18 protein-coding genes and 1 pseudogene are annotated in these 12,077 nt (G+C 40.8%); 16 read left to right on the top strand and 3 right to left on the bottom strand.

Annotation, left to right across the window (positions count from 1 at the left end; translation table 11 throughout):
* Window positions 1-8 precede the first annotated feature (8 nt).
* The 5 genes from K6984_RS05325 to K6984_RS05305 all read left to right on the top strand — a co-directional run bounded on the left by K6984_RS05325 (window position 9) and on the right by K6984_RS05305 (window position 3,448).
* Window positions 9-422 carry a YqaA family protein gene (locus K6984_RS05325; RefSeq protein ID WP_230987917.1) on the top strand — a complete coding sequence of 138 codons (414 nt, stop codon included), beginning with the start codon at window positions 9-11 and terminating at the stop codon, window positions 420-422.
* 158 nt (window positions 423-580) lie between these two features.
* Complete coding sequence (locus K6984_RS05320; RefSeq protein WP_221894564.1) at window positions 581-1,354, top strand: hypothetical protein; 774 nt, start codon at window positions 581-583, stop codon at window positions 1,352-1,354.
* 26 nt (window positions 1,355-1,380) lie between these two features.
* Complete coding sequence (locus K6984_RS05315) at window positions 1,381-2,358, top strand: class I SAM-dependent methyltransferase (RefSeq protein ID WP_230987916.1); 978 nt, start codon at window positions 1,381-1,383, stop codon at window positions 2,356-2,358.
* A gap of 28 nt (window positions 2,359-2,386) precedes the next feature.
* Window positions 2,387-2,989, top strand: a complete 603-nt coding sequence (locus tag K6984_RS05310) for a YceI family protein (RefSeq protein ID WP_221894563.1) — start codon at window positions 2,387-2,389, stop codon at window positions 2,987-2,989.
* 27 nt (window positions 2,990-3,016) lie between these two features.
* On the top strand, window positions 3,017-3,448 hold the full coding sequence (locus K6984_RS05305) for a hypothetical protein (RefSeq protein WP_221894806.1): 432 nt from the start codon (window positions 3,017-3,019) through the stop codon (window positions 3,446-3,448).
* An 88-nt stretch (window positions 3,449-3,536) separates the two neighbouring features.
* Here K6984_RS05305 and K6984_RS05300 read toward each other — a convergent pair whose 3' ends face one another.
* Window positions 3,537-3,698: a hypothetical protein gene (locus K6984_RS05300; protein WP_221894562.1), complete on the bottom strand. Its 162-nt coding sequence runs from the start codon at window positions 3,696-3,698 to the stop codon at window positions 3,537-3,539.
* Between the two features lie 12 nt (window positions 3,699-3,710).
* On the opposite strand from K6984_RS05300, the gene K6984_RS05295 reads away from it, so the two are divergent.
* A complete protein-coding gene (locus K6984_RS05295) occupies window positions 3,711-3,854 on the top strand; it encodes a hypothetical protein (protein WP_221894561.1) in 144 nt (47 codons plus the stop codon).
* A gap of 1 nt (window position 3,855) precedes the next feature.
* Complete coding sequence (locus K6984_RS05290; protein ID WP_221894560.1) at window positions 3,856-3,993, top strand: hypothetical protein; 138 nt, start codon at window positions 3,856-3,858, stop codon at window positions 3,991-3,993.
* A 57-nt stretch (window positions 3,994-4,050) separates the two neighbouring features.
* Here the strand turns inward: K6984_RS05290 and K6984_RS05285 are convergent, their stop codons facing one another.
* Window positions 4,051-4,353, bottom strand: coding sequence for a group II intron maturase-specific domain-containing protein (locus tag K6984_RS05285; protein ID WP_230987915.1), 303 nt, complete (start codon window positions 4,351-4,353; stop codon window positions 4,051-4,053).
* Between the two features lie 516 nt (window positions 4,354-4,869).
* Between K6984_RS05285 and K6984_RS35990 the strand changes: the two genes are divergently transcribed.
* The 6 genes and pseudogenes from K6984_RS35990 (at window position 4,870) to K6984_RS05245 (ending at window position 9,524) form a co-directional block, all read left to right on the top strand.
* Window positions 4,870-5,157: a HipA domain-containing protein gene (locus K6984_RS35990; protein ID WP_221894804.1), complete on the top strand. Its 288-nt coding sequence runs from the start codon at window positions 4,870-4,872 to the stop codon at window positions 5,155-5,157.
* The gene (locus K6984_RS32650) at window positions 5,150-5,515 is read left to right on the top strand and encodes a HipA domain-containing protein (RefSeq protein ID WP_221894559.1); all 366 of its coding nucleotides are present in this window, start codon (window positions 5,150-5,152) and stop codon (window positions 5,513-5,515) included. The genes K6984_RS35990 and K6984_RS32650 overlap by 8 nt, the downstream gene beginning before the upstream one ends.
* Before the next feature lie 178 nt (window positions 5,516-5,693).
* A pseudogene (locus tag K6984_RS35985) lies at window positions 5,694-7,232 on the top strand (IS3 family transposase).
* A 27-nt stretch (window positions 7,233-7,259) separates the two neighbouring features.
* Window positions 7,260-7,406 carry a hypothetical protein gene (locus K6984_RS05255; protein ID WP_221894555.1) on the top strand — a complete coding sequence of 49 codons (147 nt, stop codon included), beginning with the start codon at window positions 7,260-7,262 and terminating at the stop codon, window positions 7,404-7,406.
* Window positions 7,407-7,800: 394 nt separating this feature from the next.
* Window positions 7,801-7,989: a hypothetical protein gene (locus K6984_RS05250; RefSeq protein ID WP_221894554.1), complete on the top strand. Its 189-nt coding sequence runs from the start codon at window positions 7,801-7,803 to the stop codon at window positions 7,987-7,989.
* A 443-nt stretch (window positions 7,990-8,432) separates the two neighbouring features.
* A complete protein-coding gene (locus K6984_RS05245) occupies window positions 8,433-9,524 on the top strand; it encodes a transposase (RefSeq protein WP_221893722.1) in 1,092 nt (363 codons plus the stop codon).
* A 325-nt stretch (window positions 9,525-9,849) separates the two neighbouring features.
* Here the strand turns inward: K6984_RS05245 and K6984_RS05240 are convergent, their stop codons facing one another.
* Window positions 9,850-10,227, bottom strand: a complete 378-nt coding sequence (locus K6984_RS05240) for a hypothetical protein (protein ID WP_221894553.1) — start codon at window positions 10,225-10,227, stop codon at window positions 9,850-9,852.
* A gap of 203 nt (window positions 10,228-10,430) precedes the next feature.
* Between K6984_RS05240 and K6984_RS05235 the strand changes: the two genes are divergently transcribed.
* From K6984_RS05235 to K6984_RS05225, 3 genes are all read left to right on the top strand, one after another.
* On the top strand, window positions 10,431-10,664 hold the full coding sequence (locus K6984_RS05235) for a hypothetical protein (RefSeq protein WP_221894552.1): 234 nt from the start codon (window positions 10,431-10,433) through the stop codon (window positions 10,662-10,664).
* 318 nt (window positions 10,665-10,982) lie between these two features.
* On the top strand, window positions 10,983-11,624 hold the full coding sequence (locus K6984_RS05230) for a transposase (RefSeq protein ID WP_221894551.1): 642 nt from the start codon (window positions 10,983-10,985) through the stop codon (window positions 11,622-11,624).
* A 6-nt stretch (window positions 11,625-11,630) separates the two neighbouring features.
* Window positions 11,631-12,005, top strand: coding sequence for an AAA-type ATPase lid domain-containing protein (locus K6984_RS05225; RefSeq protein ID WP_221894550.1), 375 nt, complete (start codon window positions 11,631-11,633; stop codon window positions 12,003-12,005).
* Window positions 12,006-12,077: the final 72 nt, after the last annotated feature.

The raw sequence follows: 12,077 nt of genomic DNA, 5'->3' as shown, positions 1-12,077 counted from the left end.
GTCAGGATGTGCTAGAGCTTTGGGGACTTTTTGTCAGTGCGTTTATATCATCAACGATAGCCCCCGGTGGCTCTGAGGCTGTTTTAGCTTATATGGTTGCTGAACAAATACAACCGGTGCTGATGTTGGTATTGGTTGCTACGCTGGGTAATACATTAGGGGCGTTAACGACATGGTGGCTAGGCAGTTTAGCGGCGAAGAAATTCCCGGCCGAGCATCTTTCAGATCAGAAAAAGCAAAAAGCTCTGCGCTGGGTGCAGCATTGGGGATATTGGAGCTTACTGTTTTCATGGCTACCTATCGTGGGGGATGCCTTATGCTTTGCAGGTGGATGGCTAAAACTCCCCTTAGTTGTATCCACTGTTTTAATTTGCATCGGTAAACTATTCCGCTATCTATTTGTTGCATATTGGTTTGTATAAAGTACAGCACTGCTTGCTGTGATAAAATACTAAAAATTCGTCATTCAGTTTTCTTAAATAACACTATATTGCGGGCTAAAGCCACGCCCTAGCGATATGTCTTATTTACCAGGAAAGAGAGAAGCAGATTGATTACTTTGATCAGGAGTTAGTATAAGATGTTGCGATATTTTCCCGAAGCCGGTGGGGCCTACGCAGACCATAAGCGCGATTATGCTATAGCGGCGTTTACCTTTGTGGTAACCGGCATTTGCTTAACTATTGATGGCAGTGGCAGTCGTGAAATGCAATGGGCGCTGGCTTTTTTTGGCTACCTGTTCTTAATTGTTCTGTTGTCTGGTGAGTCAAAACTACTGCGTATGCAAGTCGTGGTTGCGCTGTTATTTGCCACTGCAGGCGAGCTTTTCGCTTCACCTTATATGGAAGGCTATATCTATCGCTTTGGTAGTGTGCCGCCATATGTACCTGCGGGGCATGGCATGGTGTATTTGACTGCTGTAGTGTTAGGGCGATCAGGGTTCTTTATGCGGCATGCGCGTGCAATTGCACTATTTACTGTTATTAGTTGCGGGCTATGGACAGTCTGGGGACTTACTTTTGCAGAGCGCAGTGATCAAATTGGCGCAGTGCTGTTCTGTGTATATCTGATCTACCTATTCAAAGGCAAATCTCCGATGGTTTATCTGGGCGCTTTTTTTATCACCACCTGGCTAGAACTCGTCGGCACAACTGCAGGAACCTGGGCTTGGGCAGTTGTTGATCCTGCATCCGGACTTACTCAGGGAAATCCTCCTAGCGGCGTTGCGGCCTGGTATTGTCTGGTTGATGCAGTCGCCATGGCGGGTGCTGCTCCCGCACTAAAATTATTTTCCCGAATAAATAACAGTATGATCCAGTTTAAGCAGTTAGCGAGAGTAAGAACAGAAAAGTAATAATACCTAGTTGTCAAAAGTAGGGCGTGGCTTTAGCCCGCTTTTCTCAGCGCTATAAACTAATTGGATATCAACCTTTCAATGAGAAAAAAGAAAAAATGCACACTATAGAGCCTAACCAGGATTACCGTTCACAAAGTAGCGAAGATGTTTCAGCAGAAGCAATACAAGCAGCCGCAATTAAGCATTATGATGCCTGCTATTGGGATTACCTGTTTGCCTGGAGTAGCCGCAATGATCTAGCATTACACTATGGTTACTGGGATGAAAATACACACTCACACAGTGAGTCATTATTAAATAAAAATCAGAAGCTATATGAGGTAGCAAGTATAAAGTCTAGCGATTACGTGCTGGATGCGGGCTGTGGTATCGGGGGTAGCTCCATCTGGATGGCCAAAAATCATGCGAACCATTTAAAAGCCATCACCATTAGTGTAAAGCAGGCCTATTATGCAGCTCAACATGCCAAGAGACACGGCGTAGCGGATAACATAGATTTTGAAGTAGCAGATTTTTGTGCCACCCCTTATGCCGATGAAACCTTTGATATCGTCTGGGGGCTGGAAAGTGTTTGTCATGCATTGAAAAAAGCAGACTTTTTACGCGAGGCCTTTCGGGTATTAAAAAAAGGCGGGCGTCTGGTGGTCTGTGATGGCTTTTTAATGCAACGTGAAATTGCGGATGCTGACTGGCCCGCCATGCTGGATTGTCTGGATGGTTGGGCAGTACCGAATTTGTGTTTACGTAAAGAATTTGCACAGCTACTTAGTGAGCAGGGTTTTGCCGATATTAAATATGATGATATTACTAAACAAACAGAACCATCGGCAGGCTATATGTATAAAGTCGCAAAACGCCTGGAACCAGTGCAAAAAATCAGTCAGTGGTTGGGATTGCGTAGTGAAACACAGACGGCTAATTTTAAAGTGGGGCTGGCGCAGCAGCACTTATTTCAGAATAAATTGGTGGAATATGGCATTTTTACAGCCAAAAAAATGTAAATCTTAACTAAAAAATGTGAGCAATCAGATGAAAAAAATACTATTACTTAGCTTGTTACTTTTATCAAATGTAGCTATTGCCAAGCTAAACTTTGTAACCACCACCCATACAGGGCAGTGGGTATTAAATAATAAGGCATCCACACTGAATTTTATCACCACTAAAAATGCCAGTAAGACAGAAGTACAGACATTTACCAGGTTAAAAGGCAAAATAGCTGGCACAAAAGTGACTATGACGGTAGATCTAAGCAGCGTTGATACAGGCATCAACATAAGAGATGAGCGTTTGCGCGAAATGTTTTTTAACATCGCAAAATTCCCGACAGCAACAGTCAGCCTGGATATAAAAACCTCTGATATATACCCTATGAAGCCCGGGCAAATAAAAACCTTGAACCTTAAAGCAGAAATAAACCTACAAGGCATTACCCAGACTATACCGGTGCAAGTGCAAGTTGTTGAACTGGACAAAAATCAGCGCCTGGTTTTTTCCAGCCAACCGGTTATTGTAAATTTAAAAGATTTTAACCTACTAAAAGGTGTCAATGCCTTACGTGAAATAGCTAAATTAAAAAGCATTAATGCCTCAGTACCCGTTATATTTAGCCTATTATTTACTAAACAATAATTATCTACACTGGACTTTTTGATTCAAATGAATAATAAAAATAAACTTCGCCTCGCAACTCTTCTGTTCAGCATCTGTCTCGCATCTATATTGACAGGCTGCTCTGATGATAAACCTAAACAACAGGCAAAAAAAGCACATAACCCATGGGACCATAGTCATGAAGCGGTGGTAACAGATATACAAAAACATGTATTTGAACATGATTTCGCAGAGGAGTGTGTGGAAAGAGAAGTCAAAAATTCAATTAATAAAGACAATGACAGAAAGCGCTTTAAAAAGCCGTGTATGTGTATTGCAAAATTTATGATGCAAGACTTAACGGCAGTAGAAGCTGAAAAATTCCTTAAAGAAAACAAGAGTACGCAATCACTAAGAATCCGCTTTGAAAGTGCAGCATATCATTGTCTGCAGGATAAGTCGCAGCCTAAGTCACCGCAGGTGTTTAATAGGCGTTAGAAGAGAATATACATGCAAGTAACAGAAAGTTGAATAGTTACAACCGGAGTAAACTAGCAGACAAGTTTGCTTGAATTTCAGGCTAATATCAACTTAGGGAGATGGAAACACACACCATCGCTGTCAGCCCCGGACGGGCTGATAGTCTCCAGAAGGCGCAGGGAAATTTGCCAATCCGAAGTGCGCGATAGCGCGCGAGGGAGGCTAAAATTTTATCCCGAATAGCCGTAGAGCCATTTGTGGTAGCCATGACTGAGCTGCTTTGTGCTCAGTCTGTGGCGGACGCAGGGCGGCTGGAGCATCTCCTATTCGCTGCGTAGGTGAACGAATTACGGCGACAGGAGTCCCGGAATTTCGTGAGGTAGCATGGCGCGCCTGGTTTTCTATTTTCATACATCATGGTTAATTTGGTTAATGTCAAAACAAAAAGCCTTCTCGCTCGTTATGAAATAGAATTAAAAGGTAGCCATAGAAAGGTAACTGAACGTGGAATTAAAGCAATTACTAAAAAAATTAAAAATGGAATTGAGCAATACAAACTCTAAACGGGGTAAGGGCTAGTTTCTCTCTAGCCCTCTCCACAACACTCATCGCCATTATGATTAATGGAACTTCACCCATTGCCCTTTAGCCGAGACCAACCCTTGCGATTTTAGCCAGTTGTTATTTAAAGCAAGTTGTACCGCCTTGGTTTTCGCTAGGCGGTAATATCCCTTTGAACTCATACCTAAACTGATTGCCACTGATTTAGAGACACCTAATCGCATCGGATTACGAATACGGATCCTGCGCCATTGTTTTAAATAGCACATTCTGATGTGTCGTCGTATCCATTGATCCAGTAGCGGAATTGGTCGGTAGTATTCGCTTAACCCAAAGTAGATGACCCAGCCTTGAATGGTCACCAGACAATTGCCCTAGCCTTACTCTTGAAGAAATAATTAGCAATAAAAGCAAAGACTATTTCGCATCACTGATACTCGATGTTCAAGTTTTTTAACTGATTGATTTTATTGATAATTTTACTGACAAAGAAAGCATCAACATCATTGTAAATCAATCACTTATAAAACAAAGCCGGAAAAATTTACTTTTCTTAGCCCAGTTATAGCTGAAAACTTGAACATCGAGTGATAGACACCTATTTACTATAAAGTTGCGGGATCTCAGGCATACAGCCAAAAATACTAACCCCGGAAAAAAGTATTTTTAAAGGCTCTGAGCTGATTATCAAAAAAGGCAGTAGTGACTTTAAACTGAAGTTTCCCAATTATTGAGTAGCTGAAATACACAATGCTGGTGTATCGAGGTTTATTTTAGGTGGTTTTGCCATGTTTATAGCAAACCCCTACTTAATTCCCCTTAGGCAATAGCATTTGAAACGAATGAAAAGACTATTTTTTTTCATATAGTTGTAGCATATTTTCAATTTTACCATAAATAATTATTGGGAAACTTCAGACTTTAAAGACATCGTCCTCAATGAATATTTAAGTTTAAGCATCGCTAAAAATGCAGGCATAGCGACAGCAGATTTTTGGCTTTCAGATAATAAGGAGCTACTCGCACTACGCCGTTTTGATAGAACAGAAAATGGCTCTTTATTTGTCGAAGATATGACTGTATTAATGGGCAAAACCAGTGATCAAAAATATCGGGGAAGTTATGAGAACCTGATGAAAGTTGCAGACCTTTATCAAATTGGATAAGCAACAGCTCTTTGAACGCATTGCTCTAAGTTTAATTCTAGGCGATGGTGATGACACACACCTAAAAATTTTCTCTATCATCTACAGTGACCCAGGAGCATATAAAACACTAAAATGGTCCCCTGTATACGATATAGTTCATACTCGAAGCTATAACTTAGCCGATACACCCGTCTTAAAATTTATGGATAAAAAGCGATTTCCAACACGGGCTTTGCTGGAGTTGTTTGCTAAAAGACATGCCATTAAAAATGCCCGACAAATTATTGAGCGCATTAACGAATCAGCTATCGATGCATTAAATGAATATAATGAAAAAAATAACGCTATTGTCCACGCGATAAGAAAGCAATTGTAAAGCAGGAGGAAGGTTATTTCAAAAAATAAACCACAAATAAAGCTGCAGATACCGTCAAGCCTAAAGACCAAAACATAAAACGATCCATTCTTTTAATCACCTCATCCCCCCCGTGTCAGGATAGTTTTCGCCTTATTTGAAAAATAATAACTCAAACAAGGGGCGGAAAAATAAAACCATGACAACTCAATACCCAAAAGAAAGAAAAGATGCCATCATTAACAAAATGCTTCACCTCTTAAATATGAGCGTACCTGAATTAGCTAAGGCCGAAAATATTCCTTACGGAACGCTGTATACGTGGAAGCAAACTTATGTTGATAAGAAGTGCAAAAACACTAAAAACACAAGCCATTCTCCTATACAGTGGACAGCCGAGAGAAAATTATCAGCCATTATAGAAACAAGTACCCTGAGCGAGCAAGAGTGTAATGAATATTGTCGTACACATGGGCTTTATAAAGCTGAGCTTGAGTCCTGGAAGACCCATTTTATTAAAGGATCAGAGCAAAACGTGACGCAAGAAAAAACAGATAGAAACGTATTAAAACAATTACGTAGTGAAAACAAAAAATTAAAGAAAGAGCTTAATCGCAAAGAGAAAGCACTTGCAGAAACAGCGGCCTTATTGGTGCTTAGAAAAAAGCTGGATGCGCTCTGGGAGGAAAACGAGGACGCTTAATTCCTCACTCAGAGCGCGTAAATTATGTCACATGGATCAATGAGGCCATTGGACAAGGTGCCAGAAAGGGAAAAGCCTGTGATATTGTTGGTATCAGCATTCGTACCTTACAAAACTGGCAAGTTAACGGAGGAGTAGAGGCCGATAGAAGGTCGGATGCCATACGCCCATCTCCTAATAATAAATTAAGCGAATATGAGCAACTTGCTATTTTAATGACCTGTAATGAGGACGAGTATGCCAATTTACCACCGAGTCAAATCGTCCCTATCCTGGCAGACAAAGGCATCTACATTGCCTCCGAATCATCATTTTATCGAGTGTTGCATAAAGCAGAACAAGTCACACATAGAGGGCGGGCTAAAGAGCGCAAAAACACCTCCAAGCCAACGAGTTATATCGCAGAAAAAGCGAACCAGGTATGGACGTGGGATATCAGCTACATGCCAACACCCATTCGTGGGTCAGTTCTACTATTTATATATGATAGAGGACATTTATAGCCGAAAAATAGTCGGGGCTGAAGTGTATGAACAAGAAAGTGGCGAAGATGCCGCTACACTACTTGAGCGTAGCCTATTAAAGGAAAAAATGATGTATAACCCATTGGTGCTCCATTCTGATAATGGCGCACCAATGAAATCACTCACCTTGCGCAGCAAAATGTATGATTTAAACTTAACCAGCTCATACAGCCGCCCACGAGTGAGTAATGACAACCCTTATTCTGAAGCTTTTTTTAGAACGGTAAAGTATTGTCCTGACTGGCCTGGCAGTGGCTTTGATAGTCTTGATGAAGCCCGGGAATGGGTAGGTAACTTTGTCGAATGGTATAACAACGAGCACCGGCACAGCAAAATAGAATTCGTCACACCTGCGGAACGACATGTCGGGGAGTCGCTATTTTTGCGAAAGCTTGTTTTGGGCATCCCAGCCCAAGCAAGCAGCAAAAACTTAACGCGACCACTTATGCCTCCGGCGGCCCCGATTCGTCCTCGTCACCTCGTCCCGACCCAACAAGGGGTCGGAACATAGGCTCCAAATGACTTGACGCCGTGTCGGATGGCCTTTTATTTTGTCTCCACCTTCGCTAACGCTCAGACTCCGACAAAACAACGGCCCTACGGCTATCGCGGACTAAAAATCATCACTTCGCTTAGGCTCCGTTTCCCTGATTTTCAGCGAAGGAAAAGACAAAAATATTCTTGAAATGCGAGATAAATTATATCTCCAGAAGAAAAAAGAAAAACCTTCCAGATGGTCTGGCTCAACCAGAAACTGGGATGCTACAGGGCCAGTTTCATTAAATCCTGACAGGACTGATGAAGCGGCTTAAATAATTTAGGCGGAAACTATCTTGAAAAACACCGACCCCATTGCCATCAAACTCTTACCTTCACCCAGCAGAACAATACTTTAATGATGGTGTTGGCTCTCGCTGGAAATCATGGAAACGTAGCTTAGCGAAGTGGTGATTTTTAGTCCCTGATAGGCGACAGGGCAATTCGCTGATTCGACGTGTGCTAGCAGCACGCGAGAGGAGCAAGAATTGCATTCCGAATAGCCGTCCAGCCAGTGAGGTAGTAATGACGAAGCGGCTTTTGTGCGTAGTCGTTGCGGACGCAGGGCGGCTGGGCATCTCCCTATCCGCTGCGTAGGTGAACGAATTACGGCGACAGGAGTCCCGGAATTTCGTGAGGTAGCATGGCGCGCCTGCAGGCTTAATAGGCCGATATTTTTTTGCTATACCGCTCTTTTTCAACCGTTTATCTTCTTTATCCCACTGCTTTAAGGCTGGATCCGGCATATAAAAGAAAAAACCGACAGGCACTGTAATGGATGAGGTAACTAGCAGCAATAATACTATCGTTTGTCCATTAACATACCCGCCGGAGCCTTTGTGTTTCTGCTTGTAAACCTTATAAATACGTTTTGTAGACTTATAGACTTTCAGAAAATTAATTTCCGAACAAACAAAAACGACAGAGGGGAAACTGGCTTATAATTTTCGTCCCAACACTAACGGAAACAGTCAAAAATGGTATCCCTCACTTTTTCAAAGTCAATTGTAGACCGACTAAAAAAAATATGGCGACAGCTCTCAAGCTAAGTAATATTTGTTTATATCGATTAACTCAAGCTCTACTCTGGTTCAGTGAATGCATGGGAATCAAAGAAATAGCACGCCTAATGTGAGTCTGTGAAAAAACCATTATAAATTGGCTGAAAACATTCATGCATAAAGGTGTCGGTTGGTTAATAGGGCAACACTATCAAGGACGTGGTCGGAAGTCAAAGTTAACTAAAGACCAGAAAAATAAATTGGTTGAGTTGATAAAGAAAGGCCCAGAAGACAATGGATTTCATTGTGGAATATGGAATACTGCGATGATTGCCGAGCTTATTTGGTTAAAATTTGAAGTTCGTTATAACTTGAACTATTTATCAAGCCTAATGAAAAAACTGGGCTTCAGTTATCAAAAAGCTCGTTTTGTGACTGATCGCCAAGAAGAAGAAAAGTACGAGCTTGAAAGAAAAACGTGGCTGGAAGAAACATTGCCTGCCATTATGGAAAAGGCGGTAGAAGAAAAGAGTGTCGTTTTATTCGGTGATGAGGTGTCATTTGCTATGTGGGGTTCATTGGCACGAACCTGGGCTCCAATAGGAGAGCAACCCACAGTGAAAACATCAGGGATTCGAAAAGGGTTGAAAATGTTTGGTACGATCGAACTCGAAGGAGGGAGTTTTCAATACCGAGAATCATTGGCTTATGAGATAAAACCAAAGTCACTTAGACTTTTAAAAGAAGCTGGGCTGCCTCAAGAATTTTTAGCTATTCTTAAAAGCTTAAAAAATGAGAAATATCCAACACAGAAGCTTTTTATGGAAGCGATATATTCTATTGCCGACAACGTCTTAATCGAGAGTTATAAGCCAATGATATTACAACACGCTGAAACATCTGGGCGTTTTAATGGTGAAAGCTATGTTGAGTTTTTAACACAATTGCTGGCTTATTATAAAGGCAAGATTATTCTAATTGAAGATGGTGCCCCGTATCATGGAAGCGGTGTTATTAAGGAATTTAAGTTAGCTAATGTAGATCGTTTGACAGTAGAACGTCTCCCTGCGTTCTCGCCGGATTTTAATCCGATTGAGAAATTATGGAAAAATACGAAACGCGATTCGACTCATATGAAGTATTTTAAAACTTTTGAAGATCTTCATGATTCAGTTGTGCAAACTTTTAACACTTATATGCATGATGCCAGTAAAGTGATTTGTGTTATGCAAAAATTGCGGGAAGATTTCGTTGTTACCGCCTAAGTTTAACCCATCTTCGTCACTATTGATGATGTAGTTGTTATAAATCAATTGGTTAAAATTTTAAAAAGTAGCCAGTTGGCACTACAGATTTTGTGTTTTTGTATAAAACGTTGGATTTTTTAGAGTATTTTTGTCGCATGTAAATTACACTCAAATAATGATGATTTTTTTGACAAAAGTTAATGAATTTATCGACAAAAATAATATAAATGGCACTACAAAACTTTCAAAAAAAACACCATTGATTTTAAAGAGAATTTTTCGACAAAAAATCGCTTAAACCGATGAATCAATGGCTTAGAAAGATGAAAGTGACGAAGATGGGTTAAGCGCTCCAAATTTGGAAATTATTTATCTGAGAAACTATAGATCGTGCTCGGTCTGGTTCATCAAAGGCCAACACACCTTCAGTAATGCCATAACGTTTTAAAATTAAGACCACACTCACCCGTAGCAACCAGTCCCAGGGTATACTTGCTTTACGAAACACCCAGGATAATGCGGCTACTTTGCAATCTCCAAGGCATGCTCGCTCAAACTTAGCCCAGCAAACAGAGTCCATTAGCAGTATGCCCGTTAAACAAGTGCTCAACCAAGCGGCTTGAATCCGTGTCAAAGCGGCTCCGGGTTTTAGCTGATTGAGCTCATCATTTAAATCGTCAATATAGCTTTGGATAAAGGTGGCTGGGGCATTCATTAACATGGGCTTACACCGATAAAATTACAACAACCTCAGAATACCTGATTTTACCTTCTCAATATCAAAAACTTGAACATCGAGTTAAAGCATTCCCGGAACTTGACGAATACACCATAGAAGCAGCGGATGGACATTTTATTGATCATGCTTGCCATACTGAAAAAAACAGCAAGGGGAAAGTTTATGCGGCCGGGGGGATTTACGCGTTGAATCTCAGAAGTGGGTTGCTCAGATTTCTTTGTCTGGTGACAAACGGAACTCAGAGACATCAAGAAATACCTGTGTTACGAGATCATATTGAAAAGCAAAACAAGGGAAATAACAGCTCTCAGAAACATCTCTATGTCTACGATAAAGCCGTCACCGACTTTGTCTGGTGGGATCGGCAGAAACGACATGCTAATTACATGACTGAAGTTTCCCAATTATTGAGTAGCTGAAATACACAATGCTGGTGTATCGAGGTTTATTTTAGGTGGTTTTGCCATGTTTATACTCGATGTTCAAGTTTTTTAACTGATTGATTTTATTGATAATTTTACTGACAAAGAAAGCATCAACATCATTGTAAATCAATCACTTATAAAACAAAGCCGGAAAAATTTACTTTTCTTAGCCCAGTTATAGCTGAAAACTTGAACATCGAGTTATAGCAAACCCCTACTTAATTCCCCTTAGGCAATAGCATTTGAAACGAATGAAAAGACTATTTTTTTCATATAGTTGTAGCATAGTTTCAATTTTACCATAAATAATTATTGGGAAACTTTAGTTACATGATTTCAATGCTAAAAGAAAATTCAATTGCGACTCTGGTTGAGTCTATCCCTTTTGACTCCCGCCATGAGATGAATACAGGGGTTGAAGCATACAGTGTGTACGAAAACAAGGGCATCAAATTTAACGTGGTGGATTACCGTGATCCACAAACCGGAAAACTTCACCGGTTTGTGACAACCTTGCCAATGACTATTAACCCTGGAACCATTGCCATGCTGTATTTCAAGCGATGGACGATTGAAAAGACATTCAATAACACTAAAAGTAATTTCAAGGAAACTAAAGCTTGGTCTTCCAATACCCGCTCACTTGAAAATCAAATGCGCCTGACTGCAATGAGCTATAATTTAATGCGCGTGTTTGAAGAGATTTCAAAAACACAACAGCCAGAATTGATTCATCCATCGGATAAAAAATATAGCGAGGCTCTGGAGATAAGGCAGCAACAGGCTCAAAAACGAGATCGTTTTGTGAATCCATTATTTTTCCAGGCAAGAATATCTCGTATCAGCTCGTATACCATTCGGGCAGTTCAAAACGCAATAATAACAGGAATGTCTTTACAGTGCTTTATGAGCTCTCTTGTGGCGAGGTTAGTTTCACGGCCTCAATTGCACTGATGACGCATGAGTAAGAAGCATAACAAGACTGTTAACTCCGTCAGTAATGGTAATGCTGTTATGCAGAAAATAGTCGCTTATCAATGGCCAGGTAATGTGCGGGAGCTGGAAAATACGCTGGAGCGTAGTTTGTTATTTACCATAGGAACAGAAATAACAGAACTCAAGCTGGATAATGGCGGGTCTTCACCTATAACTGTCGATTGGAAACAACGTAAAGAACAAGCGATAGCAGAAGTTGAGCAGGCATTTTTAAAAGCATCACTACAACAGCACCGGGGAGATATCAAGGAAATTGCCACACACATGGAATTATCAACTCGTGCGGTTTACAACAAGTTAAAGAAGTACCATATTAATCCGGATGAATACCGATCATAAAATATTCTGAAAAACCCGGCAGCCTGTAAACCTTCCTGTCCATCAAACCAATACGATGCTGCACTAGTATGT

Origin of the sequence: Bathymodiolus japonicus methanotrophic gill symbiont (genome assembly GCF_019721995.1) — a bacterium.
Taxonomy (GTDB): domain Bacteria; phylum Pseudomonadota; class Gammaproteobacteria; order Methylococcales; family Methylomonadaceae; genus Methyloprofundus.
The sequence above is the reverse complement of the archived record's forward strand: the minus strand, read 5'-3'. Positions and strand labels throughout refer to the sequence as shown.

What these genes read in the sequence shown, in the direction of transcription:
- K6984_RS05320 (WP_221894564.1), top strand. Translation starts at nt 581, where the DNA reads ATGTTGCGATATTTTCCCGAAGCCGGTGGGGCCTACGCAGACCATAAG.
- K6984_RS05310 (WP_221894563.1), top strand. Translation starts at nt 2,387, where the DNA reads ATGAAAAAAATACTATTACTTAGCTTGTTACTTTTATCAAATGTAGCT.
- K6984_RS05305 (WP_221894806.1), top strand. Translation starts at nt 3,017, where the DNA reads ATGAATAATAAAAATAAACTTCGCCTCGCAACTCTTCTGTTCAGCATC.
- K6984_RS05300 (WP_221894562.1), bottom strand. Translation starts at nt 3,698, where the DNA reads ATGGCTACCACAAATGGCTCTACGGCTATTCGGGATAAAATTTTAGCC.
- K6984_RS05255 (WP_221894555.1), top strand. Translation starts at nt 7,260, where the DNA reads ATGGCCTTTTATTTTGTCTCCACCTTCGCTAACGCTCAGACTCCGACA.
- K6984_RS05245 (WP_221893722.1), top strand. Translation starts at nt 8,433, where the DNA reads ATGCATAAAGGTGTCGGTTGGTTAATAGGGCAACACTATCAAGGACGT.
- K6984_RS05240 (WP_221894553.1), bottom strand. Translation starts at nt 10,227, where the DNA reads ATGTTAATGAATGCCCCAGCCACCTTTATCCAAAGCTATATTGACGAT.
- K6984_RS05225 (WP_221894550.1), top strand. Translation starts at nt 11,631, where the DNA reads ATGAGTAAGAAGCATAACAAGACTGTTAACTCCGTCAGTAATGGTAAT.